This is a genomic window from Paraglaciecola marina, from assembly GCF_004360155.1.
In the GTDB taxonomy this organism is placed as follows: Bacteria; Pseudomonadota; Gammaproteobacteria; order Enterobacterales; family Alteromonadaceae; genus Paraglaciecola; species Paraglaciecola marina.
The window spans coordinates 86,205-111,135 of record NZ_SAIS01000008.1; the positions used below are offsets into that span (position 1 = coordinate 86,205).

A 24,931-nucleotide genomic window follows, 5' to 3' on the forward strand; every position below is an offset into this window, starting at 1 on the left:
GGTACTCAATTGTCACTAGTATTGAGTCATAGTTATTCGATGATAGGTGTCGCTGTTTTTCGACGCGCTATTAGTTCTTCCGTCATTTGACGTTGTTTTTGCTCTGTTATCGGATAAAAGAGCATTAATACCGCAGCGGCGAAACCGAAACCTGCAGGTATAAAACTCATAAGCAAAGCCATAGCAGGCAATGAACCATCTATAGTTGTTGGGTCCATACCGTCGTATCCGTAGCTTGCCAATACTACTAGCATTAATGCTCCGGCAAATCCGCTACCTGTTTTTTGTACAAAGGTCCCAGCTGAGTATATTAAGCCAGTTGCTCGTCGACCATTGCGCCATTCGTTGTAGTCGGCTGAGTCACCTAACATAGAAAAGAAAAGGGTAGGCATCATGGCAGCGAAAAATTCAGCACCGCAACCCAGTACGAATATTTGAACCACGCTCGTACCTGGCAGCCAGAAAAATCCGCAGGTTAATAAGCTACTCATTGCCAATGCTATGATGAGGAGGGTTTTACGACCAATTTTTTCGGCAATAACGCTAGTACACAAGGCGCCTAAAATAGAGACAACAAGTAACGCAATAAAATATTGCCCGGCCATAATTTCGTCACCCACGTAATACTTAAAGTAATAGGCGATGACTCCATATTTAATACCGTTGAACATCATGGTTAAAAAGCCGATGCCTAATAAAATTAACCATGGTTTGTTTGTGATGAGGTCAAGCATATCTTGTTGTACACCAGATTTAGCCGCTGCATTACTCTCTTGATTTTTTTTGAGTAAACGCTTTACAAACCAAGTCATTAAGCTGATGACTAAGACAAATAAAATACCGGTTATCCAATTGCGAAAGTGGAAAAATGCCGTCATAAACCCAAGTGGCAATAGGATAAAAGGCAACTGCTTGCTAAGGTCCTTTAATTCACTAGCTAGGCTTTTTTGCTCTTTTAGTACCGGCTTGACTCGTTCTTTAGTGGTGGCAACTGAGATAACCATTAAAGCCATTAACAACCCAGCAAAGAAATACATAGTGTACTGATAGCCTAGAGCATCATCGCCGGCGCCAAATTTACTGACTAAGGTTGGTAAAAAGCCCATTACGAATAAGCCACCTAAAAATGCTCCGGCAAAACGAAAGCCGCTTAAGCTGGTGCGCTCGTTATCATCTTCAGTCATTACTCCCATTAATGCTGAATAGGGAACGTTGTTAACTGTATATGCGAGCGTCAGTCCTATGTAGGTTACATAGGCATAAATGAGTTTGCCGTTTGCTGATAAATCTGGGGAGGTAAAACAAAGCACCATAAATAAACATAGAAATGGGGTTGACCAGAATATCCAAGGTCTAAATTTACCCCATGCAGTATTTGTACGGTCGGCAATCATACCCATTATGATGTCTGTAACACCGTCAGATAACCTAACGACTAAAAATAGAATGGCTGCTGCAGAAGCTGCCAATCCGAAGGTGTCAGTATAAAATACCGCTAGGTATGCTAGAGCCCCGCGCCAAACTAAATTGGCTGCCGCGTCGCCCATGGCATAACCTACTTTTTCATACAGTGGCAATTTTGTCATTCTTAAAACTCCGAAACTTCATCATGTGTATATGCAATTGCATAGGTAGAATTCAATTTTTAGCAGAATATACCAAGGTTTAATAAAAGTAAGTTAATGGCGAATATCTACGGTGATTAGTCTAAATATTAATGAAAACGTTTTCAATAACTTCTTGTGAAAAAAAAGTACATATTGTAAAAATATGTTATTTTTAAGTAACTTTTATAAGTTCATTTTAACGATTTAACGGTCCGTTTTGCCGAGTTAATGTTGACTGATTGTAACGTTCGTGTCGAAGCTAGTTTCTATAAATTACAACTTTTGTAGCGATATTGTTAATATTTTTGTTTGGTTTTTTATATTTATTATTTTAATTTAATCGTCGCAACTTATTGTTTTTAAAGATTAAAGTTTTTATTTTTTGACGTTTTATGTATTTGAGTGGATGGTCAATCAACACTTGTTATTGATGATCTTATTTTTTAAATGTAAAATTTGTTGAGTTAAATCATTGACAATTACGCAAGGTGTAAAATAAATGTAAATTTTTATTGACCTGCAGCCAAGTGTTCTTTAATTTAATGAAAGCGTTTTCATAGAGGCTAGAACATTAACTTGCTTAAAGTGAGTATTGAAATCGCTTGGTAGTTACACAATGGAACAAACACACACATTAACAAATCATTGAAAGTTAGAACGAATCAATGAGAGGAAAGACAATGCAGAAACATGGTACTTCATTTACTAAAACACGCTTAGCGGCTAGTTTATCTATCGCTTTGGGCGTGAGCTCGATTGCTCCTGTTGCTTTGGCGCAAGAAGCGAGCGCAGATGACGTAGAAGTTATTAACGTCAAGGGTGTTCGTGGTAGCTTAATTCGCTCCATGGATGTAAAGCGCAGTAGCGACGGTATAGTAGATGTAATATCTGCTGAAGATATGGGTAAATTTCCTGACACTAACCTAGCTGAGTCTATGCAACGTATTACGGGTGTTGCTATCGATAGAAGCAATGGTGAAGGTAGTGAAATCACAGTTCGTGGTTGGGGCCCCCAACAAAATTTAGTGTTATTCAATGGTCGTCAAATGCCTAGTTCTACTGGTAGTCGCTCATTTGATTTTGCTAATATTGCATCTGAAGGTGTTTCTGGCGTTGAAGTACAAAAAACAGGTAATGCTGCAGTAGCTACAGGTGGTATCGGGGCCACAGTTAATATTTTAACGAATAGGCCCTTGAATAACGCGGGTACAGTTGCAGTGTTGTCAGGCAAATTAGTTAACGATACCTCTACTGATAAAGGTAGTGTTACCCCTGAAATTGCGGGTATCTACTCAACCAAATTTGACGATGGAAAATTTGGTGTGTCGATAACTGGTAGCATCCAAAAGCGTGAGAGCGGTAACCAACAAGCCCAAGTAGGTACTGGATGGAGAAGCTTTGATGGTGAAATTGATAACGATTGGTCTGACGGTGTAGCTGACTGGGGTGGCGTGCCTAATGATGATTCTCAGATTAACCGTCCTGGTGCTGATGATATATATTCTGTTCCACAAACCACTATTTATCGTTTTGAAGAACAACAAAGAACCCGTAAAAACGCACAATTAGTATTGCAATATCGCCCTGTTGATACGCTTACCGCGACTTTAGATTATACGTTCTTTGAAAATGCAACAGCAACTCAGCATCAAGATGTATCTGCTTGGTACAACTTTGGCCCTTCTGAAAACGTGTGGACCGACGGTCCTATCGCCTCACCTCTTTTATATTCAGAAACCTTTAGTGACCCCGCCGATTTGTCAATGGCTGCGGGTAAGTCAAGTGGTAAATCTACTACTAACTCAATAGGTTTAAACATTGAGTGGGAAGCTACAGACGACCTTAAAGTTACTTTAGATTACCATAATTCTGATTCTGATTGGGGCGCTGACGGTCCTTGGGGAACAAGCTCAAACTTATCGATGGCTGGTTTTGTTCGTACCAGTGCAGCCACTGACTTTACAGGTGACTTACCTATTTTATCTGTAGGTGGTGGAAATGATATTGAATGGTCTGATATGCGTGTTACCGGAAGTGTGTTTGGTAATGGTGTGAATACTCAAGAAATAGAACAGACCCAATTAGATTTCGAATATAATTTGAATGACAGCACTAGCATTGATTTTGGTGTGGCCGTAAATGAAGTTAGCAACCGCGTTCAAAATGTTAACGTACAACGTAATGATTGGGGTGGTGTGGGTGAAGAGGGTGATTTTGAAGAAGAGTGGTTTGTTAAGGACACTATTCATGACAAGTTCGATGTTAGTGGTGGTGACTTCAGTGTTGCTAATCAGTTAAATGATCCAACCCTTACCGATTTCTCTATATTAGACACCATCTTTTTCTGGGACTTTGAAGCAATTAGAGCAAGAGCTGCAGAGCTTTATGATAATACTTCCTCAATTATTGGTGATTGTGGTAACTCTTTCTGCCCATCTACACAATTTGACCAAGAAGAGGACCGAACTACTAACGAGAAAAGTACTTCTGCATACGTGAAAGTTAACTGGGAAACCGACATTGGTGACATGTACCTTAGACTTGACGGTGGTTTACGTTACGAGAAAACTGAAGTGGTATCTACCTCAGCGGTTGTTGCTTACGATAGTGCTGCTTGGGTTGCTGATACTGAAATTGTGCTAAATAACGATGGTCAGGCTTTTTTAAATCAAAAAGGTGATTACGATTATTTACTGCCTAGTTTAAATGTTTCTCTTGAAGTGACTGATGACATTGTTGTTCGTGCAGCTTATAGTGAAACCATTAGTCGTTCTGATTACTCTAATTTATTAGGTGGAACATCAGTGGCTAGTTTAGCAAATCAGGCTGGCGGTAGCGGTAGTGCCGGTAACCCTTCTTTATTACCTCTAGAATCGACTAACTTTGATTTGTCTTTTGAGTGGTATTACGACGATGTAAGTTATGTGTCTGTTGGTTATTTTACTAAAGATGTAGTTAACTTTATCTCAAGTGTTAATGTAGATTCAGACGTATTTAACTTAGCTAACCCTGCTGACGGTGAAAAATCTGATGCTGCTAGAGCGGCATTAGATTCTGGTGCTACTGGTGCAGAAATTAGAGAATATATATTTGCTAATTATGCAGATGACCCATATGTTGATGTAATTAATCAAATTATTACTGGCGATCCCGCTACCGATAATACTTTGATATTTACAGTTGGTACGCCAACTAACTCCAATGAGAGCAGAACTGTTGATGGACTAGAGTTGGCTGTTCAGCACTTTTTCGGTGAGTCTGGATTTGGTGTAATGGCAAACTACACTTATGTGAACTCTGACTTAGAGTATGATAACTATATTCTTGAAGATCAGGCTGCAATTTTGGGCCTAAGTGATACGGCTAACCTAATTGGTGTTTATGAGAAGGATGGATTATCAGTACGTATAGCCTATAACTGGCGAGATGAGTTCTTGAACGCTCGTGGTCAAGACACAGGCCAGAATGCACCACAATATACTGAAGAATATTCACAATGGGATCTCAACGCAAGTTATGAAATTCCATCAGTTGAAGGTTTATCAGTGTTTGTTGAAGCATTAAACATCACCGATGAATATACTCGCATTAGTGGACGAGCCACTGAGCAAGTATTGAACTTGACTCAAACTGGAGCCCGTTACAACGTAGGCGCTAGATATCGTTTCTAGAGTCTAATTTGACTAAGAAAGGGGTCACGTTAGTGGCTCCTTTTTTGTTTATAAAAGGCATTAGTATCCTAATAATTTGGTATATTAACTGGATGTTGTAAGTGAGAAAGCTGATGCATAAACAGATTTCAAAAATTGTGATAGTTGGTGGTGGTTCAGCGGGTTGGATTACTGCTGGTATATTAGCTGCAAAGCACAATTGTAAGTTGTCACCATCTGTTCAAGTGAGTGTGATTGAGTCTGCAGATATTGCTACCGTGGGAGTAGGTGAAGGTACTTGGCCTTCAATGCGCGCTACGTTAAAAGACATGGGCATTTCTGAAACTGACTTTATCAAACAGTGTGACGTTAGCTTCAAGCAGGGCTCTAAGTTTGTTAACTGGCAAACTGGCGAAAATGATGCTTATTATCATCCTTTCACACCACCTGTTGGTTTACCTGAGTTCAATATCGCCCCATATTGGTTGGCTGTTAAAGATAAGGTTAGCTTTGCTGATGCAGTGTGTACCCAAGGGATATTGTCTGAAAAATATCTAGCCCCTAAGCAAATCTCTACCCCTGAATACGCCTTTAATCTAAATTATGGTTATCACCTAGATGCAAGTAAGTTTGCTGAGTTTTTAAAACAACATTGTACTGAAAATTTAGGTGTGGAGCATATTCAAGGGAAAGTCATTAAGGTCAATAATGATAATGAAGGTTACATTCATTCCTTAGATTTAGAGTCTCAGCAAGCTATTTATGGTGACTTGTTTATTGATTGCACTGGTTTCTCTTCACTATTGCTAGGGCAGCATTATCAGGTTCCTTTTGAGTCTAAAAAGCGCATATTAATGAACGATTCGGCAGTGGCCATACAAGTTCCCTATGAAAGTGATTCAAGTCCAATTGCTTCATGTACCATTTCTACAGCACAAAAATCGGGCTGGACATGGGATATCGGTTTACCTACAAGGAGGGGAGCTGGTTATGTGTATTCGAGTACCCACTGTGATGACACCGAAGCACAGCAAACCCTTTTCGAATATCTCCAAAATACAGGTGTCCCTGCCAATGTTTTAGATAAGGTAACGCCTAGAAAAATTTCATTTACCCCTGGACACAGAAAAGAATTTTGGCATAAAAATGCAGTGGCTATTGGTATTTCCGCTGGATTTATTGAGCCACTTGAAGCCTCAGCTTTGGTATTAATTGAACTATCTGCTCGCTTGGTTTCCGAACAGTTACCGCAGAATAGAGAGCACATGGCTATAGTCTCTAATAGGTTTAATGATACCTTTAACTATCGTTGGCAGCGCATTGTGGATTTTTTAAAACTCCATTACGTGTTAAGCAAAAGAGATGACTCTGAGTATTGGAAAGCTATGAGCAGTGCGGATTCTACTCCTGATTCTTTGAAAGAGTTACTGGAGCTATGGAAGTATCAAACTCCTAGTAAATACGATAACCAACAAGCAGAAGAGTTGTTTCCTTTTGCTAGTTTTCAGTATGTCTTGTACGGTATGGGGTATGAAACTCAGCTTAGTGAAAGTGACATTAAGCCACATAATGTTCAAGAAAGTCAGCGTTTATTTAAAGAAAATCAACAGCATCTATCTAGGCTTAATCAAGCATTACCTAGTAATAGAGAGTTGCTTAATAAAATTAATCAATATGGTTTATCCCGTATATAAATATAACTAGTCAGTCAGTTGGAGATAAAAGAGCCCTATGACTAATACAGTACTTTTAAACAGTATCGATCATAAAGACGTACGTGTTGTTACTTCTTTTGGTGAGCAGTATGGCGATAACGTCTGGTATACCGCCACTTTTCCTTTGGAGTTCAGGAGCATCCAAGCTCACTATCCTATATTTTTCCAAAAGGATCCAAATACCGGTGGTTTTTATCCGGTTGCTATGACGGGTTTTCAAGAAAGTGAAAATCTATTCCTTGAAGGCGATAAATGGAATGCCGGTTATGTGCCGCTAATGATTAAGCGCCAACCTTTTTTTATCGGTAAGCAAGATAAATTAGAAGAGGGTAAAACCACCGAACATAGAGTGATTCATATTGACTTGGACAGCCCGAGAATCAGTGATAGTAATGGGCAAGAATTGTTTGTTGAATTTGGTGCCAGTAGTCCGTTTTTAACTGAAATGGCTGATATGCTAGAAACTATCCATCACGGTATGGAAACCAATCAAGCCTTCGTACAGAGCTTGTTAAAGTACGACTTAATTGAATCTTTTACCTTAGATATCGAACTCAATGATGGCTCACAACATAACATGATTGGCTTCTATACCATTCAGGAAGATAACTTACGTACCCTAGACAAAGATGCCCTTGCTGAATTACATCAAGCAGGATTTTTAGAGTCTGCCTATATGATGCTGGCTTCTCAATCTAACTTACGTAATTTGATTGATTTAAAAAATAAGCGTAATGGCTTGTAAGTTTTATTTATGAGCGGATCGTACCGAAGCCAATGTTGGAATTTTCATAGATGACTAGTATTGAAGTTATTGAAGGGGTTACTCCGGATACTTTATCTAAAGAGTTATTAAATTCTGATACCCCTATTTTGTTGAAAGGTTTCGGTAAAGATTGGCCATTGCCACAACTTGCTGACGAACATGATAAATCAGCCATGGATTACCTAATGGAATTTTACCGTGGAATGCATGTGTCTGCAGGGTTGGGAGACCCTAAATGCAAAGGGCGAATTTTCTATAATGAAGAAGTGACTGGCTTTAATTTTAAAGCCGGTAATGTGCAGTTGAATAAAGTATTCGAGCGAATATTACAGCACAGTAAAGATCAAAACCCACCTGCAGTTTATATCGGTTCTACTAATGTTGAGAAATTATTACCAGGTTTTAGGGAACAACACTTTGTTGATTTAACTGCAGAAAACGCAGTAACCAATATTTGGATAGGTAACCAGTCTCGAATTGCTGCCCATTATGATTTTCCGGCTAACCTTGCATGTTGTTTATTTGGTCAGAGGCGTTTTACATTATTCCCTCCCGAGCAATTAGAAAACTTATATGTAGGACCATTAGAGCTGTCTCCTGGTGGCCAAGAGATCAGTATGGTTGACTTTGCCGACCCAGATTTTGAAAAGTATCCAAAATTTAAAACAGCACTTAAGGCGTCAATTGTTGCTGATTTAGACCCTGGTGATGCCTTATTTTTACCAGGAATGTGGTGGCATCATGTTGAAGCATTTCAATCTTTAAATGTGTTAATGACCCATTGGTGGCGCCCTGAACCTTTAATAGGTGGGCGACCTATGGATGCATTACAGCTCGCAATAATGAGCGTTAGAGATTTGCCTAAAGAACAACGTGAAGCGTGGAAAAATCAATTTAATTATTATGTTTTTGAACATGACAAGCATAATCATGTACATATTCCTGAAGACGCACAAGGAATGTTACACACGCCAATTACTGAAAGTGCAGTAATGAATATAAAAAGAAATGTAATTAATAAGCTTAAAAGCTAGCAGAGTCAGGATTTAAAAATGAATAAGCAACTATCAAAAGTAAAACGTGTCGTCATTGCAGGTGGAGGAACCGCTGGTTGGATGACCGCCGCAGCAATGGGGAAATTGATAGGCAAAACCATTGATATTACTTTAATAGAATCTGACGAAATTGGCACGGTTGGTGTGGGTGAAGCAACCATACCCACTTTACACATATTTCATCGATTGTTAGGTATCAAGCCCGCCGAATTGATGGCTGCAACTAATGCAACATTCAAACTAGGTATTTCATTTGAGAACTGGCGCCAAGTTGACCAAAACTACATGCATTCCTTTGGTTTTTTGGGGAAAGACTGCTGGGCAGGTGGCTTTCAACATTTTTGGTTAAAGGGCCTAGAAAAAGGTTTTAGTAGCCATGATATTGGGGATTATTGTGCTGAGCATTTAGCCGCTCGCGAAAATAAATTTGCCATCTTAGCCAACCAAGAGTTTAACCATGCTTATCATTTTGATGCTAGCCTATATGCTAAGTTTTTAAGAAAAATAGCTGAGGATAACGGCGTGAAGCGCCGTGAAGGTAAAATTGAAAAAGTGAATGTTGATCCTGAAAGTGGCTTTATTACATCTTTGGATATGGCTGATAACTCTGTTGTTGAAGGTGACTTATTCATTGATTGCAGTGGCTTTAATGGGTTGCTAATTGAAGAGGCATTACATACTGGCTTTGAAGATTGGTCTCACTGGTTACCTTGCGACCGAGCAGTGGCAGTGCAAACCGAAAATGTACAGGCTGCTATTCCTTATACCCGTTCTATCGCCAGAACCGCTGGTTGGCAATGGCGTATTCCTTTACAAAGTCGTACCGGGAACGGCCATGTATTTTGTAGCCGTTATATGTCTGATGATGAAGGTAAGCAACTACTACTTGATAATGTTGAAGGTAAATTACTGACTGACCCTAGAGTCATTAAGTTTAGAACCGGAACTCGCCGTAAGCACTGGAATAAAAACTGTGTCGCAATCGGTTTATCCAGCGGTTTTATTGAGCCTTTAGAATCCACCAGTATTCACTTAATACAAAGGGGGATTATCAGGTTACTTCAGAATTTCCCAAAAGAAGGGATCCGTCAGCCAGATATTGATCACTTCAATAAACTCACTGAGTTTGAAACTGAAGGGATCCGTGATTTTATAATCCTGCATTACCATGTAACGGAGAGGCGTGACTCAGCATTCTGGAATTATTGTCGTACTATGCCTATTCCAGACTCCTTGCAGCATCGTATTGATCTGTTTAAACAAACCGGAAAGGTCTTTAAAGAGCTTGATGAGTTATTTGGTGAAAGCTCTTGGTTACAGGTAATGTTGGGGCAGGGCTTACAACCAGAACAGTATCACTCTATTGTAGATATGATGGATGATAATGAGCTGGAAAACTTTTTAGAAAGCATTAGAAAATCAGTGAGAGCTCGAGTGAATGCACTACCCATGCATAATGATTTTATTAATCATCATTGCAAATCAAATGTTGTTTAAATTCGTGGTAAAAGCCATTGTCTAAACCTCAGTCTATTATTCATGTTAACCCAAACTCTAGGCCTGTAATTCGAAATATAGGGCTAGAGCAAACCCCTATTATAGTGATTGATGATTTCGCCTTAGATTTAGATAATATTAAGTCTAAAGCGATTGAATCAGAAGAGTTCGCACAGGTTAAACGGGGGCAATCTATGTACCCCGGAGTTCGGGTAAAGCTTCCCAAAGAGTATGTGGTTGATGTGTTAACGCCATTACAAAGTCTAATTAGACAAACCTATACAGTCCCTCCAACTCATAGAATGAAGCCAATGCTGTATGTGTATTCATTAATATCGACCCAGCCTCAAGACTTAAGTTTGCTGCAACGCATGCCCCATTTTGACACTTTTCGGCCTTATTATTTTGCGGCACTGCATTATTTAAACGATGGTCCATTCGGTGCCACTGCTTTCTTCCGTCATAAGCCTACTGGTTTTGAAAAAATCACCCCAGATAGAGAGCAAACTTATTATCAATCAGCTAAACAGTTTGTGAAAGAAAATGGCGAACCCCCCCAAGAATATTTTGTAAAATCAAACGATCATTTTGAGTGTTACGATAAAGTCGAATACAAGACGAATAGATTGGTTCTCTATCCGGGGTACCTACTGCACTCAATTTTAATTAATAAAGATACCGATATTGATCCGAACCCGAAAACTGGACGATTAACCGCTAATATTTTCTTGGAGTTTTGCTAAGCCTTTGTATGTATCGCTAGCAACCTAAGTTTCTGTTGACCGACTTGGCTAGCTTAAGAGTTACCTAGCCAAGCGGTTACCAAAGACTCATCTTTAATACTTAACGCTACTGTATCCTTTGCTGCAGGTTTAGCTATAAATGCTAGTTGTTTGAGTTTTTTGTCTCGCAAAATACATAATACCGCTTTTTGGCCAGCAGTTAGATGATTTAACTGTGTTTTCAGGTTATCAGTCGATACTTGCCAATTATCTATGGCAATGAGAATATCACCTACCTGAAGCCCAGCATCGTAGGCTGAGGTTTGCTCAGTGACCTGGGTGAGTTCAATACCTATGTCACGAGGCTTTACCATGGCTCCAAATTCGATTAAAAATGGAGAACTGCCTAAATCGCCTCCTTTGTCTTGAAGTCCATTTCGGGCAAAAAGTGAGACTTCAATTCCGAATTCAGCTAATAACTCGAATGTTGGCAGCTCTTTTGTTGAATAAAGGGCCATATCTAAAAACTTAGATAGATCCAAGTCCAAGTCGTTTTCAATTATTTGTTGGACGCAATTTATCTTGGTTGGAATGTTAAGCTGCCCATATTGAGTCCATAATCTTTGCATTACGTCATCTAAGCTATACTGATTTTTGCTTTCTTTTCTGATCATTAAATCTAAGCATAAGGCCAAGACAGCGCCTTTATTGTAATAGCTTACAATATGATTAATTGAGCCTTCATCTTGTTTATAAAACTTAGTCCAAGCATCAAAACTTGAGTCTGTAATACTTTGTTTGAATCGCCCTTTATTGCGTAATAATCGTGTTAGATTTTGAGCTACAACTTTTAGATATGCCTGCTGGCTAATATGTCCAGTTTTTAACAAACTCAAGTCATCGTAGTAACTGGTAAAACCTTCATAGATCCATAGTTGTTCGGTATATTTTTCAGAGTTTAGCTTAACGTTAAATAGCTCTTCTGGTTTTGTACGCTTTACGTGCCAGGTATGAAAAAATTCATGGCTACACAAACTTAAAAACACCTGATAACCATCGGTCATCTTGTCAGAGTCCATCAAGTTAGGCAGGTCTTTTCGACCGTACATGAGCGCAGTAGAGCTAATATGCTCCAATCCACCGAAGGCATTATCTGTTAATAGGGTAATAAATAAATATCGACGAATAGGAGAGGGACCATTAAAAAAGCTTAAGTGATAGTTGCAAATTTCTGCTAGATCAGAGGCTATCCTTTGGGTATCGGCCTGATGTCCACCAGCAAGCACCAGCTCAAATTCAACATCTTGGGCAGTAAAGGGGATCGTATCAAACTCACCAAACAAAACTGGATGGTCAATAAGCTCGTCATAGTTATTGGCCCAATACTCACCAAAACTGTGGATATTGCTTGTGGCTGTATTTAAGGTTGTGGCGACTGTCCAATGAGATAACTGGCTGTCTGTAGGTTTTTCTAACATTACTTTGGCTGCTGTTTGCGTTTGCCCTTCAACAGCTAAAAATACGTTTGTACCGTTAAAAAATACCATTTCGTCATTGATGTATGCTCCTCGAACAGATAAATCAAACGCGTAAATTTGATATTCAATATGTAATGGCCCTTCACAAGGCGCTACTTGCCAGCTTTGTTTATCAAGTTTTTTGACTTTTAACTCATGTAGCTTTTTATCTTTGGCATTAATCCATATTATGTTTTTGGCAAAATCACGCACCATGTAACTACCGGGTATCCATGCGGGGAGTGATAAAACTTGGCCTTGTAAGTGAGGTTGCTCAATAGTTAAGCTTACATTGAGTAAATGCCCAGTAGTTGAAGTTAATTTTACCTGGTAATGGATTAGTGGTTCTGTCGTTTGCATGATGTTTCTCTAGTAAGTTATTGCTTTTATATACTTTATTTATTACATCTGGCAGGTGTATGCTTGTGATTAGATGATAACAAAAGGTTTTAAGGAGTTAGCGTTAAATGGCTATATTAACGGAAAAAGTTGGAATAACTAATGAAGACCTAAAAAAGATCCGTTCAATGCGCCCCGGTCAACAAATTGATTTACAAGTTACAACAGCAAGCACCACAAAACGAGTTAGAACTGAATTTGTAGGTATAGATGGTACTCGTTCATTAATCATCAAATATCCCGATGAGTCTAAGTGGGGGGGCTTAGGAGATGCGATATTTAAAGATAAGTCGCTAGTAATGCGTTATATACTCGAGGATGAAACTGGGGTAATTATTGCATTTAAGGTGAATGTTGTCTTAGTTTTAACTAAGCCTAGCCACTTAATTTTTACTAGTTTTCCTTTAGCTATTCAAAGTCATGATTTACGTTCCGAAGGTCGAGCTCAAACTCGTATTGCAACTAAATTGACAGATTCGAAGATAGGTGAGGATATCTGTGAGGCCATGGTGATTGATATCTCAGTTCATGGTTGTCGTATTCAAGTTGATAAGAAGCACCTGTCAAATAAATTGAGGTTAAAAGAAGTTATCAACCTTGAGTTTACTAATGACGCTGATAATAAAGTTCTGCTAGTGGGTATAATTATGAATTTTAAATATGATGAAGTTAACTTTTATTGTGGTGTTAAGTTTGAGACAGATGAAGCTATTGTTGATCAATTACTAAAAAATTTGATGTTAACCACAGGTTAGTAAAAATCTAGATGTAAAAACAACATAGCCTGCAGCGTAATTTTAATTGATGGTTAAAGATTAACTTGTTAAGTTATTGTTAATTTGCAATAGTTGAGAATGAAATGCGCCAGATAGAAGCTTTGTTAAATGAATATGGTGAAAGCCATACTAATAAAACCAATATTGGTATTCATACCATTGCCGTACCAGCAATATATTTTGTCACTATAGCATTACTTTGGTCGGCTCCTACTCCAGCGTTTTTAGATTATTTTAATGTGACCTGGGCACATGTTGTGCTAGTTCCAACTTTGTATTATTACTTTAAATTATCTGGCCCAATCGGTGCAGCCATGACCTTACTTTCAATCTTGTCAATTTGGGGTATTCAAATATTAGAGGGATTTGGTTTAGTAGTGTGGCAGTTCAGTGTGGCGCTTTTTATTTTAATGTGGATTTTACAATTTATAGGGCATCATATAGAGGGTAAGAAGCCTAGTTTTATGAAGGATTTACAATTTTTATTGGTAGGCCCTGCTTGGTGGTGGGTACACTGGTTAAAACGTTTGAATATCAATTATTAAATGACCTCAGTAGGGGAAAATAAACGACTTCGTTTCAAAATATTTGCTCTTAGTTGAATTTTAACGTTCAGATAACAGCAAATATTGATTTGAAATTGAAGTTGAGGTAGAAATTTGATTATTTTGATATCTCTTATTCAGAACTTAGATCAACTTACCTTGCGATAAAACCCCCTGATACTAAGACCAAGTTTTAAACACTTGGTCTTTCTTTTTGTATACTGCATGTGATTTCACTACTCGGAAAAAATTGTGCCTAACTGGGAAAAGCTAGTAGATAGTCGTGAACGACTTTTTTGGACATTGCACACTGCGGGTTGGGTAGGTTTTGCAATCATCTATTATATTGGTTCATTTCTTCATGATATGCGCAGTATTTGGCTGTTAATTATTATGCTAAATGCCTATGCGGGTTGGTTGTTAACCATCCCTCTGAGATATATTTACCGCAAGGCTTTAACCCTCAGTCCTCTGAAAATGATTGCAATGGTGGGAATATGCTTGTACCTAACAGCGCTGGTTTGGGCATTAGTAAAAAATCTTAATTACTGGGAGATATACAAAAAAGGTTATCGACCTGAAGAGTGGTACATGTATTTCACCAATACCATCAATTCGTTAATTATGGTGACTTGTTGGACTGGGGGCTATTTTGGTATTAAGAACTATCAGATGCTTTTGAAAGAAAAGCAAAATGTTCTAAGAGCTTCTACTATGGCACATCAAGCTCAAATTAGAATGCTAAGATATCAACTCAACCCGCATTTTTTGTTTAATACCTTGAATGCCATTTCTACTCTTATCTTGATGAAAGAGAATAAAACAGCAGATGCAATGGTAAGCCGGTTGAGCGACTTTCTAAGATATTCGCTAGATAAAGATCCGATACGTAAAGTACCACTTATCCAAGAGGTAAAAGTATTAGAGTTATACTTAGAAATAGAAAAAGTGCGGTTTGAAGATAGGCTAAGTGTAGTCTGGGATATTGATGATAAAACCAAAGATGCGTTGGTCCCTAGTTTAATTTTGCAACCATTAATTGAAAACTCGATTAAATACGCTATCTCAAAAGTCTCAGAAGGGGGACAAATTTGTATTTCTGCTAAGAGTTTTGGGCGAGATCTCATGCTAAACGTGAGTGACAATGGTCCTGGTGCTGAAATTACTGATGGAAATTTGCCACCTAGTGAAGGCGGGGGAGTGGGCTTACAAAATATTCAAGAGCGGCTTCAAGCACTCTACTTGGATAATTATGCGTTTGCTATTTCACATAACTACCCTTCAGGTGTTAAGGTTAATATAAGAATTCCCTATGAATTGAGTGAAAAATCGGATGGCTCGCTAGATGAAAATTAACACTATGATAATCGACGATGAGCCATTAGCTCGAAAGGGGTTATCAATGCGGCTTACTGATTTTGAAAATATAAATGTAATTGGTGAATGTAAAAATGGGCTCGAGGCCGTTATTGCGATCCCAGAGATGCAACCGGATTTAGTCTTTTTAGATATTCAAATGCCCGGTTTAAACGGTTTTCAAGTTATCCATAAATTACAAGAATTACAGCAACCCCTTCCGTTAATAGTGTTTGTTACTGCCTTTGATTCTTATGCGATTAAAGCATTCGAGGTACATGCATTAGACTATGTCTTAAAGCCAGTAGATGAAAGGCGCCTTAAAGAAACAATTGATAAAGTCTTGGTATCTCTCGAACAGCAGCGTCAAGGTGGAAATAGCCAAAAATTGGTAAAATTAGTTGCTGATTTTACAGGGGATGATTGTGAAGTAATCTTAAAAAGGTTGGCAAATGGGGAAAGTATCGTGACTACCTCATACCCTGATGTTTTGGCCATTAAAGACGGATCAGAAATAACACGTGTGGCAATATCTGATATTCAATGGATAGACGCCGCAGGTGATTATATGTGTGTTCATACTGGGGAAAAAACCCATATTATGCGCCGTACTATGAAAGAGTTGCAAAACGAGTTAGATCCTAAAAAGTTTGTTAGGGTACATCGTTCGGCCATTGTAAATATCCGCTATGTAGAGAAGTTAGTGAGCCATATTAGTGGCGAATATCACCTTATCCTGAGTACAGGAGATGAGTTAAAAGTAAGTCGCAGTCATCGAGATACGGTTAAAGAGATGATTAAGCTTTAGTTACTTAAAAAGCTGTTGTTGAATTTTAAGTAAATACTCGTCAACTGGTTTCTTGTCTTGCCAGCTAACCGCTAGTTTATGTTTAACAGCTTGGCTGTTTTGCTCCCCAATCATGATATCATTTTCTCCATTGATTGCTTGTTCAACCCCATAAGCACCAAGCTTAGTGGCTAACACTCTATCTTGGCTTACAGGGGATCCACCTCTTTGTACATGTCCTAAAATCACAGGGCGACATTCTATTTGGGTTTGATCTGCAATCATTTTTGCTAACGTTACCGCACCGCCTGCGATTAAGTTTTCAGATGCAACAATTATATAGCTTGAGACTCCCCGTTTACTATAAACGTGTTTTAAGTGCTCAATGGTTTTGTCGATTTCATCTTGGATGTTTTCACACAGCTCAGGCAGTAAAACCCTATCTGCGGCTGAGGCTATCGCTGCGTTTAATGCAATAAACCCAGCATGTTTGCCCATCACTTCTATTAGAAATATTCTTTCAAAAGCATCTGCGGTATCACGTACTTTGTCTATAGACTCCAATGCAGTTTCTATGGCTGTGTAATACCCTATAGTGGCGTCTGTACCTCCAATATCATTATCTATGGTACCGGGTAAGCCAATCACTTGGCCTTTCCAAAACTTTGATAAATGGTGAGCACCTTTGAAAGATCCATTACCTCCTATGACTAACAAGGCATCTATTTGTAGTTCATCAAGATTGCTAGCTGCAATTCTAACGGTTGCTTCAGTGTGAAAATCTAAGCAGCGACCACTTTTTAATATGGTTCCGCCTCTTTGTATAATATTCACAACATGTTCCGCATTAAGTAGTCTGTAGTCTTGTTCAACTAAGCCGTTGTAACCATGCTTATATCCTAATACTTGTAAGTTGTAATGCTCAGCCGTTAATAGGATTGAGCGTATACATGCATTCATACCTGGAGCATCACCACCAGACGTTAAAACTGCAATCTTTTTCATATAAATGCACCTTTAAAAATAATATTTTGTATGTAGAGTAGAGGGCTATTTGCTCATCCACAAGAGTGATTTCATGAAAACAAAACCTATATCAATAAATCTCTAAATTAAATTTTATTTTAAGTATCTATTGCCTTCTAGTTGTTAGACCTTGAACCCTTTGGTATTTCAATATTATCTAGCCTCGAAGTTTGTTAAAATTCTTTGGTGAATTAGAAAGGAAAAGACATTTGTTTGATATTTGTGTGATTGGTGGTGGTATGGTGGGTTCTGCCCTCGCTATTGGCTTAGGTAAATTAGGCCTTGAAGTGGCAGTGGTTGAACCTAAAAAGCCAAAGCCGTTTGACGTTTCCCAACAGCCGGATATGCGGGTTTCTGCAATCAGCTTGACTTCTGGTAAATTGATGAGTGACTTAGGTGCTTGGGATAATATACAAGCCATGCGTCTATGTCCTTATTCTAGGTTAGCTGTATGGGATAACCGTTCATGCCGAACTGATTTTGATAGTGCCGATTTAGGTCAGCCATATCTTGGACATATTATCGAAAACCGTATTGTGCAATTAGGGTTACAACAGGAACTTTCTACTTATGAAAATATTCATTTATTCACTGATGATGCTATTTCAGTAAAGTTAGGGCAAATAACACTTTCTAGTGGTAAAACTATTCAAGCCAAATTTTTAGTTGGGGCTGATGGCGCCCAATCAAAGGTCCGAGAAGCGGCAAATATTGGTGTTCAGGGTTGGCAATACAAGCAGCAAGCCTTGGGTATCAAGATAAAAACCAATGAACCACAACAAGATATTACTTGGCAACAGTTCACACCAGACGGCCCCATGGCTTATCTACCCTTGTTTGATGGATATGGCTCACTAGTTTGGTATCAAAGTATCGAGCAAACTAGGTTATTAAAAGGCTTATCTAAAACCAAGTTGAAACAACAAATACAACAACATTTTCCCAATGACTTAGTCGATTTTGAAGTTTTAGATGTTGCAAGCTTTGGCCTAACCCGTATGCATGCAAATCAATATTTTAAAGGGAATACCGTACTAGTTGGAGATGCGGCACATACGATTAATCCTTTGGCTGGACAAGGCGTGAATTTAGGTTTTAAAGATGTGTCAGTTCTTTTAAATATTATTGAAAAACAGCAAACAGAAGCTACATCAGATACATGGCTTTTACGCCCTGAAAGTTGGCTTAAAGAGTACGAAAAAAATCGTCGTAACGATAACCTCGTTATGATGAGCGCCATGGATGTGTTATACGCTACTTTCAGCAATAACAGCACACCGCTAAAAGTGTTGCGAAACCTTGGATTAAAGCTAGCGAATGCATCTGGCCCATTGAAAAAGCAAGCCATGAAATATGCAATGGGTTTACGTTAAGTCCATATCATTTTCATAGTTAATAAAGTGTATCAAGTAATAGGTTCAGTATGACTATACTCATTATTTTAGGTTGTTTGTTTATTGCCTTGTTGGTTGTCATTCCCCTAATTGAGCGTTCAGGATTCAGAATGAGCTCAGAACAAATGGGGCAGTGGGGGCGCTGGGTTTTACCTTTATTGGTAATTTTAGGAATTGTTCAACTAGTGATGTACTACGCGAATTAGAAAGTAAATATTTAAAAAGGCACATTTAATGGCAGTTCATTGGTATCCAGGGCACATGCACAAAGCCCAGAAAGAAATAAAAGAGGTATTGCCTCAAGTTGATGTATTGATTGAAGTACTGGATGCTCGTATACCTTACTCTAGTGAAAATCCTATGATTGCGGAGCTTCGAGGTGATAAGCCTTGCATAAAAGTGTTAAGTAAAACAGATTTGGCTGACCCTAGTGTAACCGCAGATTGGCAAGTTCATTTAGAAAAAGAAAGGGCAGTGAAAACCTTCGCGTCTACTACCGATGAGCCGGCAAAGATGAAGCAAATTATCGAGCTATGCCGAAAAATGTTGCCAGAAAAAGATGCCAGCGTAAAAACGATTAACACTATGATAGTGGGCATTCCAAATGTGGGTAAATCTACTCTGATTAATATCTTGGCAGATAGAGTTATTGCTAAAACAGGTAATGAGGCTGCAGTTACAAAAAATCAGCAAAGAATTAATCTTGGAAACGGAATCACCTTATTTGATACTCCTGGGATCTTATGGCCCAAGCTAGAAAACCCTAACAGTGGGTATCGTTTAGCCTCTACTGGCGCCATTAAAGATACTGCAATGGAATATGATGATGTGGGGTTTTTCGCAGCAGATTACTTGATAAAAGCCTACCCAGAATTACTTAAAGACCGCTATAAGTTAGATGAGATACCCGATACTGAAATTGAGTTTCTTGAGCTTGCAGCTGCAAGTCGAGGAGCTTTACGAAAAGGTGCTCGGGTTAATTTTCATAAAATTTGTGAAGTGCTAATTAATGAATTACGTTCAGGACAAATTGGTCGAATTAGCCTTGAAACACCCAAAATGATCACCGCAGAAGTACAGCAAATGGCTGAGGTGGAGGCTAAAAAGGCCGCTGACAAAGAAAAGCGTAAAGAGCGTTTTAAAACGGGCTCGCTAACGCCTGACAAGAAAGATCGTAAAGAGAAACGAGAGAGTGATAGAGCTGCTCAATCTGCGCGAATGAAAAAGCAAAATCGTAGAAAGTAATAACAGAAATTAGCTAAATGTGACATACAAAGGAGTGGCCTGTGCAAGAGTGTAACTCCTGTGGTAAATGCTGCATTAAATATAGTGATGGTGATTTGTCTGCATCAGATGAAGATCTAGAGATGTGGAATTTATTTCAACCTGATATCGCTGAGTATGTAAAAAATGGGTTGATTTGGTTTTCACCGCAAATGGGTAAACAACTTAACTTGTGTCCATTTCTTCGTAAAACTAAAAACCCCGAGCAACCCCAGAAAGTTATGTACACCTGCGATATATACTATGACAGGCCTGAAGATTGCCGTTTTTATCCGGTTACTGTTAAACAAATGATCAGTGATGAATGTGAAATGTTAGAGGCTGGGGATTTAACTGATCCAAATCAAGCTCAGAAAGTGTTAGATAAATTACTCGAAGATAGTCGCCCTAGCTTTGACTAGAGCGACACTTAGTCTTGTTTTAGTCCCAAATACCTTTTTCAGACTTACCTTGGATTTCGCAATCTCCGGATTTATAGGTAATTTCTTCCCCTGACTCTCGCTTTTTAAAGTAGTCTTTACTGATAGATACTATGGTAGGTGTCATCCAGACTATGGCGGTAATGTTAATAACGGTCATTAGACCTAACGCCATATCTGCTGCTGCCCATACCTCAGGTAAAGCTGCCATTGAGCCCCAAAGAATCATTAGTAAGTAGCCGGCCGTATAGGCTGTACGGCCTATTTTGTTGTCCAGTTTAAACATATGCAAATTACTCTCTCCATAAGCGTAATTAGCGACCACAGATGTAAATGCAAATAAACTAATTGCAGCTGCAACAAAATCACCCCCACCGGCTCCCAAATGAGTACTCATGGCATTTTGGGTTAGACGAATACCTTCCATGCCTTCACCTGAAGCACCGCCTGCTAGCAAAATAACGATAGCTGAGCAGGTGCATAAAATCATAGTGTCGATAAATACACCTAACATTTGTACATAGCCTTGAGATACCGGGTGGTCTGGATTAGGGCTAGCGCTTGCTGCTGCGTGAGGCACACTACCTGAACCTGCTTCGTTTGAGTAAAGGCCTCGTTGCACTCCATGTTTAAATGCGGCTCCTATAGCCCCTGCGCCAGCTTCTTGCAATCCAAATGCTGACGATAATATATCCCATAACATAGCTGGAACTAAATCAATGTTAATAACGGTGATGGCTAAAGTTACTAATACATAAGTGATAGCCATAAAAGGCACTACCCACTCTGCAAATTTGGCTATCGCTCTTAGCCCGCCAATAACAATTAAACCGGCTAGAATAATGATAACTAGGCCTGAATATAGGGTAGGTATGGCATAAGCATGATTTAGTGCATCGGTAATTGTGTTGGCTTGAACAGCGCTAAAGATGAAACCGTATCCCAAGAATAAAAACAAAGAAAATATGATAGCTAGCCAGCGCTTATTTAAGCCTTGTTGTATGTAATAGGCAGGGCCGCCACGAAATTCACCATTGGCATCTTTTACTTTGTATAATTGACCTAAAACACTTTCAGCAAATCCTGTTGCCATCCCTAAAATAGCAATAACCCACATCCAAAAAATAGCCCCAGAGCCGCCTAATGATATCGCAACGGCTACACCTGCCAAATTACCTGTGCCTACACGAGCCGATAAACTAGTACATAATGCTTGGAAGGAGCTGATACCGGCTTTATCACTTTTATTACTGCCTTTCATTACTGAAAACATATGGCCAAAGTGACGAATTTGAATGAAGCCTAATTTTACTGAGAACCAGATACCAGCCGCTAACAACATATAAATTAGGATCTGCCCGTTACCCCAGAGGATGTTATTAATAAAAGCGACGATTTCGTTAATCAAGGTAATACTCACACGTTATTATAGTTATATGAGAAGTCTGCCGTTTAATGGAATTTATGTCTAGGGGTAAGGCTGAATAAGTGGCAACAAAACGACAGCGGCAAATGCTTAGGGTGGGCTTGAACTGGCGTGTCGATGCCGAGATCAAAAAAGCCCACTTGTTTGAAGTGGGCTTTCTCTTTTATATGGCTGGGGTAGCAGGACTTGAACCTACGAATGGCGGGATCAAAACCCGCTGCCTTACCACTTGGCTATACCCCAAGAGAGTAAACGAATAATAAAATTAACCATCTACTTTTAAAAATGGCTGGGGTAGCAGGACTTGAACCTACGAATGGCGGGATCAAAACCCGCTGCCTTACCACTTGGCTATACCCCAAGAATACTCTACAAAATGGTGCGGAAGGAGAGACTCGAACTCTCACGCCGTGAAGCACTGGAACCTAAATCCAGCGTGTCTACCAATTCCACCACTCCCGCATACTTCTATCTTATATAAGATAAAAGTGGTGGCTACAGCGGGACTCGAACCTGCGACCCCATCATTATGAGTGATGTGCTCTAACCAGCTGAGCTATGTAGCCACTTAATCACTCCGTCTCCGAAGTGGCGCGTATTATGCTGATCTAACTTTTTTTCGTCAACCGTTTTATTACAATAAAATGTCTGTTTGGCTAGATACTAAACAACTTATTGGTTTAACGGGTATTTGTTGTTCAAAATCATTAAGAAAAATTGAAGTTAATCTTATTTAAATCGACTTTCGAAGCAAATTACTCACTAATGTTAATGTAATCATACATAATACTTTAGAATTTCTTGAAGATTTAGGAAAATGTAATGCTTAAAGTATATGCGATAGTAACTTGGCTAAGTTTAGCTATGTTTAATTTTTCTGCTGCAGCTGAGAATTTGGACACGCCTCAAAGCTACGACACTTTGCTTAGCAATTATGAATACACTTTATCAGTAAAAACTATAGAGATAGAGTCACAAGGGCTCACCTTGTCAATGTCATATAGTTATTTACCTGCTAAAGGAGATAAACCTGTTGTTACACTGCTGCATGGGAAAAATTTTATTGCAGATTATTGGGCTAACACTGCTCATTATTTGAGTCAGCTAGGTTATGGGGTGTTAATGCCAGACCAAATTGGTTTTGGTAAGTCCTCTAAACCGAAAAATTATCAGTATTCTTTTGCTGGCTTGGCTAGCCACACAAAAAGCTTACTGGACAGTCTAAATATTAAAAAATCCATAATTTTAGGGCATTCCATGGGCGGCATGTTAGCAAGTCGTTTTGCTTTAATGTATCCAGAGACTGTGCAAGAGCTGATTTTGCTCAACCCAATAGGATTAGAGAATTACCTTAGTTACGTAGAGTATAAAGATACTAACTTTTTCTATCAAAATGAGTTAAAAAAGACAGCGCAAGGCGTAAAAAGTTATCAGCAAAAATTTTATTATGATGGTCAGTGGAATGAGCAATATGCAGCATTAACTGATTTCATTGTAGGGCAAATTAATAATGCTGATTATAAAGATGTAGCTTGGGTGAATGCTAAAACCTATGACATGATTTTCACTCAACCAGTGGTAACTGAGTTTAGCGATTTTTCTATGCATGTAAGCTTAATTCTTGGGACAAGAGACAGAACTGGCCCGGGCCGAAACTGGAAGAAACAAGGTATCAAATATCAACTAGGTCGCTACGACAAGCTAGGTAAAACGGTTATAGAAACTATTCCAAATGGGACACTATATGAAATGGATGGGCTAGGGCATTTACCCCATATAGAGGATTTTGAAAGGTTTATTATAGTATTGAATAAAGCGCTTAAAGAGACTTAGTCGATATTTATATAATTAAATTTTAGCCAAAACCCATATTGGGTTTTGGCTAAATAATACTTAAACGTTAAACCTAAAGTGGATAACATCACCATCTTTAACTATGTAATCTTTACCTTCTAAACGCCATTTTCCAGCGTCTTTCGCTCCTTGTTCACCATTGAACTCTACAAAGTGATCATAACTAATTATTTCAGCACGTATAAAGCCTTTTTCGAAATCAGTATGAATAACACCTGCAGTTTGAGGGGCAGTAGAGCCTTCTTTGTATGTCCAAGCTCTGACTTCTTGCACACCTGCAGTAAAGTAGGTGTTTAGTGCTAGAAGTTCATAACCACTACGAATGACTCGGTTTAAGCCAGGCTCTTCTAAGCCCATGTCAGCCATAAACTCAGCCTTTTCTTCTTCGTCGAGCTCACCAATTTCAGCTTCTATTTCTGCACATACAGCCACTACCACAGCACTTTCATCTGAAGCAATTTCGCGAACTTTATCTAGATAAGGGTTATTTTCAAAACCATCGTCATTAACATTGGCAATATACATAGTAGGTTTTAGGGTGAGGTAGTTCATATAGCTAATGAGCTTTAGTTCATCTTTATCTAAATCTAAAGAACGTAATAACTCCCCCTCGTCTAAATGAGGTTTGATTTTTTCTAGTACTTTGAGCTCAGCTTTTGCATCTGCATCACCACCTTTGGCGCGCTTAGCAACTCTGTGTAGGGCTTTCTCTGTGGTGTCTAAGTCAGATAGTGCTAATTCGGTATTGATGATTTCAATATCATCCTGTGGGCTGACTTTACCTGCAACGTGAACGATATTTTCGTTGTCAAAACAACGTACCACATGGCCAATAGCATCAGTTTCACGAATATTGGCTAAAAACTTATTACCTAGGCCTTCACCTTTAGAAGCTCCTTCAACTAGGCCTGCAATGTCTACAAATTCCATAGTTGTTGGAATAGTACGCTTAGGGTTAACGATAGCCGCTAGCTTGTCTAACCTTAAGTCAGGAACAGGTACTACCCCTGTATTTGGTTCAATAGTACAAAATGGGAAGTTAGCGGCTTCTATGCCTGCTTTAGTTAAGGCGTTAAAAAGTGTTGACTTGCCAACGTTAGGTAAACCGACTATGCCGCATTTAAAACCCATTTTGA

At 38.9% G+C, this 24,931-nt stretch carries 20 protein-coding genes and 4 tRNA genes; 15 read left to right on the forward strand and 9 right to left on the reverse strand.

Going from position 1 to position 24,931, the window contains the following annotated elements:
* Positions 1 to 32: 32 nt before the first annotated feature.
* The gene (locus tag EOK74_RS12475; RefSeq protein ID WP_133470347.1) at positions 33 to 1,586 is read right to left on the reverse strand and encodes an MFS transporter; all 1,554 of its coding nucleotides are present in this window, start codon (positions 1,584 to 1,586) and stop codon (positions 33 to 35) included.
* 701 nt (positions 1,587 to 2,287) lie between these two features.
* Here EOK74_RS12475 and EOK74_RS12480 point away from each other — a divergent pair.
* The 6 genes from EOK74_RS12480 to EOK74_RS12505 all read left to right on the forward strand — a co-directional run bounded on the left by EOK74_RS12480 (position 2,288) and on the right by EOK74_RS12505 (position 11,033).
* Positions 2,288 to 5,278 (forward strand): TonB-dependent receptor, encoded by a 2,991-nt coding sequence (locus tag EOK74_RS12480; protein ID WP_133470348.1) that lies wholly within the window; start codon positions 2,288 to 2,290, stop codon positions 5,276 to 5,278.
* Between the two features lie 113 nt (positions 5,279 to 5,391).
* Positions 5,392 to 6,951, forward strand: coding sequence for a tryptophan halogenase family protein (locus EOK74_RS12485; protein WP_205964659.1), 1,560 nt, complete (start codon positions 5,392 to 5,394; stop codon positions 6,949 to 6,951).
* A 37-nt stretch (positions 6,952 to 6,988) separates the two neighbouring features.
* Positions 6,989 to 7,717: a SapC family protein gene (locus tag EOK74_RS12490; protein ID WP_133470350.1), complete on the forward strand. Its 729-nt coding sequence runs from the start codon at positions 6,989 to 6,991 to the stop codon at positions 7,715 to 7,717.
* 50 nt (positions 7,718 to 7,767) lie between these two features.
* Positions 7,768 to 8,772: a cupin-like domain-containing protein gene (locus EOK74_RS12495; protein WP_133470351.1), complete on the forward strand. Its 1,005-nt coding sequence runs from the start codon at positions 7,768 to 7,770 to the stop codon at positions 8,770 to 8,772.
* 18 nt (positions 8,773 to 8,790) lie between these two features.
* A complete protein-coding gene (locus EOK74_RS12500) occupies positions 8,791 to 10,290 on the forward strand; it encodes a tryptophan halogenase family protein (RefSeq protein WP_133470352.1) in 1,500 nt (499 codons plus the stop codon).
* Between the two features lie 17 nt (positions 10,291 to 10,307).
* Positions 10,308 to 11,033, forward strand: coding sequence for a DUF6445 family protein (locus EOK74_RS12505; protein ID WP_133470353.1), 726 nt, complete (start codon positions 10,308 to 10,310; stop codon positions 11,031 to 11,033).
* Between the two features lie 53 nt (positions 11,034 to 11,086).
* On the opposite strand, the gene EOK74_RS12510 is transcribed toward EOK74_RS12505, so the two are convergent.
* Positions 11,087 to 12,889, reverse strand: coding sequence for a M61 family metallopeptidase (locus EOK74_RS12510; protein ID WP_133470354.1), 1,803 nt, complete (start codon positions 12,887 to 12,889; stop codon positions 11,087 to 11,089).
* Between the two features lie 107 nt (positions 12,890 to 12,996).
* Between EOK74_RS12510 and EOK74_RS12515 the strand changes: the two genes are divergently transcribed.
* The 4 genes from EOK74_RS12515 (at position 12,997) to EOK74_RS12530 (ending at position 16,413) form a co-directional block, all read left to right on the forward strand.
* Positions 12,997 to 13,683: a flagellar brake domain-containing protein gene (locus EOK74_RS12515; protein ID WP_133470355.1), complete on the forward strand. Its 687-nt coding sequence runs from the start codon at positions 12,997 to 12,999 to the stop codon at positions 13,681 to 13,683.
* Between the two features lie 104 nt (positions 13,684 to 13,787).
* Positions 13,788 to 14,249 (forward strand): Mpo1 family 2-hydroxy fatty acid dioxygenase, encoded by a 462-nt coding sequence (locus EOK74_RS12520; protein WP_133470356.1) that lies wholly within the window; start codon positions 13,788 to 13,790, stop codon positions 14,247 to 14,249.
* A 252-nt stretch (positions 14,250 to 14,501) separates the two neighbouring features.
* Complete coding sequence (locus EOK74_RS12525) at positions 14,502 to 15,605, forward strand: sensor histidine kinase (RefSeq protein WP_133470357.1); 1,104 nt, start codon at positions 14,502 to 14,504, stop codon at positions 15,603 to 15,605.
* Complete coding sequence (locus EOK74_RS12530; protein WP_133470358.1) at positions 15,595 to 16,413, forward strand: LytR/AlgR family response regulator transcription factor; 819 nt, start codon at positions 15,595 to 15,597, stop codon at positions 16,411 to 16,413. Before EOK74_RS12525 ends, EOK74_RS12530 begins: the two co-directional genes overlap by 11 nt.
* Here EOK74_RS12530 and EOK74_RS12535 read toward each other — a convergent pair whose 3' ends face one another.
* Positions 16,414 to 17,397 (reverse strand): 6-phosphofructokinase, encoded by a 984-nt coding sequence (locus tag EOK74_RS12535; protein WP_133470359.1) that lies wholly within the window; start codon positions 17,395 to 17,397, stop codon positions 16,414 to 16,416.
* A 230-nt stretch (positions 17,398 to 17,627) separates the two neighbouring features.
* Between EOK74_RS12535 and EOK74_RS12540 the strand changes: the two genes are divergently transcribed.
* From EOK74_RS12540 to EOK74_RS12550, 4 genes are read left to right on the forward strand one after another with little or no spacing between them, the layout of a single operon-like run.
* Positions 17,628 to 18,791 (forward strand): FAD-dependent monooxygenase, encoded by a 1,164-nt coding sequence (locus EOK74_RS12540; protein WP_133470360.1) that lies wholly within the window; start codon positions 17,628 to 17,630, stop codon positions 18,789 to 18,791.
* 50 nt (positions 18,792 to 18,841) lie between these two features.
* Positions 18,842 to 19,018, forward strand: coding sequence for a hypothetical protein (locus EOK74_RS20845; protein ID WP_166638760.1), 177 nt, complete (start codon positions 18,842 to 18,844; stop codon positions 19,016 to 19,018).
* Between the two features lie 28 nt (positions 19,019 to 19,046).
* Positions 19,047 to 20,057: a ribosome biogenesis GTPase YlqF gene (gene ylqF / locus EOK74_RS12545; protein WP_133470361.1), complete on the forward strand. Its 1,011-nt coding sequence runs from the start codon at positions 19,047 to 19,049 to the stop codon at positions 20,055 to 20,057.
* Positions 20,058 to 20,098: 41 nt separating this feature from the next.
* Entirely contained in the window at positions 20,099 to 20,497 is a 399-nt protein-coding gene (locus EOK74_RS12550; RefSeq protein WP_133470362.1) for a YkgJ family cysteine cluster protein, read from the forward strand.
* A gap of 19 nt (positions 20,498 to 20,516) precedes the next feature.
* Here the strand turns inward: EOK74_RS12550 and EOK74_RS12555 are convergent, their stop codons facing one another.
* The 5 genes from EOK74_RS12555 to EOK74_RS12575 all read right to left on the reverse strand — a co-directional run bounded on the left by EOK74_RS12555 (position 20,517) and on the right by EOK74_RS12575 (position 22,507).
* A complete protein-coding gene (locus EOK74_RS12555) occupies positions 20,517 to 21,923 on the reverse strand; it encodes an alanine/glycine:cation symporter family protein (protein WP_133470363.1) in 1,407 nt (468 codons plus the stop codon).
* A 186-nt stretch (positions 21,924 to 22,109) separates the two neighbouring features.
* Positions 22,110 to 22,184: transfer RNA gene (locus EOK74_RS12560), tRNA-Gln, on the reverse strand.
* Between the two features lie 43 nt (positions 22,185 to 22,227).
* Positions 22,228 to 22,302 (reverse strand) — tRNA-Gln (locus tag EOK74_RS12565).
* 16 nt (positions 22,303 to 22,318) lie between these two features.
* A tRNA-Leu gene (locus EOK74_RS12570) sits at positions 22,319 to 22,403 on the reverse strand.
* Positions 22,404 to 22,430: 27 nt separating this feature from the next.
* Positions 22,431 to 22,507: transfer RNA gene (locus tag EOK74_RS12575), tRNA-Met, on the reverse strand.
* 256 nt (positions 22,508 to 22,763) lie between these two features.
* Here EOK74_RS12575 and EOK74_RS12580 point away from each other — a divergent pair.
* Positions 22,764 to 23,774 carry an alpha/beta fold hydrolase gene (locus EOK74_RS12580; protein ID WP_133470364.1) on the forward strand — a complete coding sequence of 337 codons (1,011 nt, stop codon included), beginning with the start codon at positions 22,764 to 22,766 and terminating at the stop codon, positions 23,772 to 23,774.
* A 60-nt stretch (positions 23,775 to 23,834) separates the two neighbouring features.
* Here the strand turns inward: EOK74_RS12580 and ychF are convergent, their stop codons facing one another.
* Positions 23,835 to 24,926, reverse strand: coding sequence for a redox-regulated ATPase YchF (ychF, locus tag EOK74_RS12585; protein WP_133470365.1), 1,092 nt, complete (start codon positions 24,924 to 24,926; stop codon positions 23,835 to 23,837).
* Positions 24,927 to 24,931: the final 5 nt, after the last annotated feature.

Excerpts from the sequence above, each read along its gene's own strand:
- EOK74_RS12475 (WP_133470347.1), bottom strand. The coding sequence starts at position 1,586 with ATGACAAAATTGCCACTGTATGAAAAAGTAGGTTATGCCATGGGCGAC.
- EOK74_RS12480 (WP_133470348.1), top strand. The coding sequence starts at position 2,288 with ATGCAGAAACATGGTACTTCATTTACTAAAACACGCTTAGCGGCTAGT.
- EOK74_RS12485 (WP_205964659.1), top strand. The coding sequence starts at position 5,392 with ATGCATAAACAGATTTCAAAAATTGTGATAGTTGGTGGTGGTTCAGCG.
- EOK74_RS12490 (WP_133470350.1), top strand. The coding sequence starts at position 6,989 with ATGACTAATACAGTACTTTTAAACAGTATCGATCATAAAGACGTACGT.
- EOK74_RS12495 (WP_133470351.1), top strand. The coding sequence starts at position 7,768 with ATGACTAGTATTGAAGTTATTGAAGGGGTTACTCCGGATACTTTATCT.
- EOK74_RS12500 (WP_133470352.1), top strand. The coding sequence starts at position 8,791 with ATGAATAAGCAACTATCAAAAGTAAAACGTGTCGTCATTGCAGGTGGA.
- EOK74_RS12510 (WP_133470354.1), bottom strand. The coding sequence starts at position 12,889 with ATGCAAACGACAGAACCACTAATCCATTACCAGGTAAAATTAACTTCA.
- EOK74_RS12515 (WP_133470355.1), top strand. The coding sequence starts at position 12,997 with ATGGCTATATTAACGGAAAAAGTTGGAATAACTAATGAAGACCTAAAA.
- EOK74_RS12520 (WP_133470356.1), top strand. The coding sequence starts at position 13,788 with ATGCGCCAGATAGAAGCTTTGTTAAATGAATATGGTGAAAGCCATACT.
- EOK74_RS12530 (WP_133470358.1), top strand. The coding sequence starts at position 15,595 with ATGAAAATTAACACTATGATAATCGACGATGAGCCATTAGCTCGAAAG.
- EOK74_RS12535 (WP_133470359.1), bottom strand. The coding sequence starts at position 17,397 with ATGAAAAAGATTGCAGTTTTAACGTCTGGTGGTGATGCTCCAGGTATG.
- EOK74_RS20845 (WP_166638760.1), top strand. The coding sequence starts at position 18,842 with ATGACTATACTCATTATTTTAGGTTGTTTGTTTATTGCCTTGTTGGTT.
- ylqF (WP_133470361.1), top strand. The coding sequence starts at position 19,047 with ATGGCAGTTCATTGGTATCCAGGGCACATGCACAAAGCCCAGAAAGAA.
- EOK74_RS12580 (WP_133470364.1), top strand. The coding sequence starts at position 22,764 with ATGCTTAAAGTATATGCGATAGTAACTTGGCTAAGTTTAGCTATGTTT.
- ychF (WP_133470365.1), bottom strand. The coding sequence starts at position 24,926 with ATGGGTTTTAAATGCGGCATAGTCGGTTTACCTAACGTTGGCAAGTCA.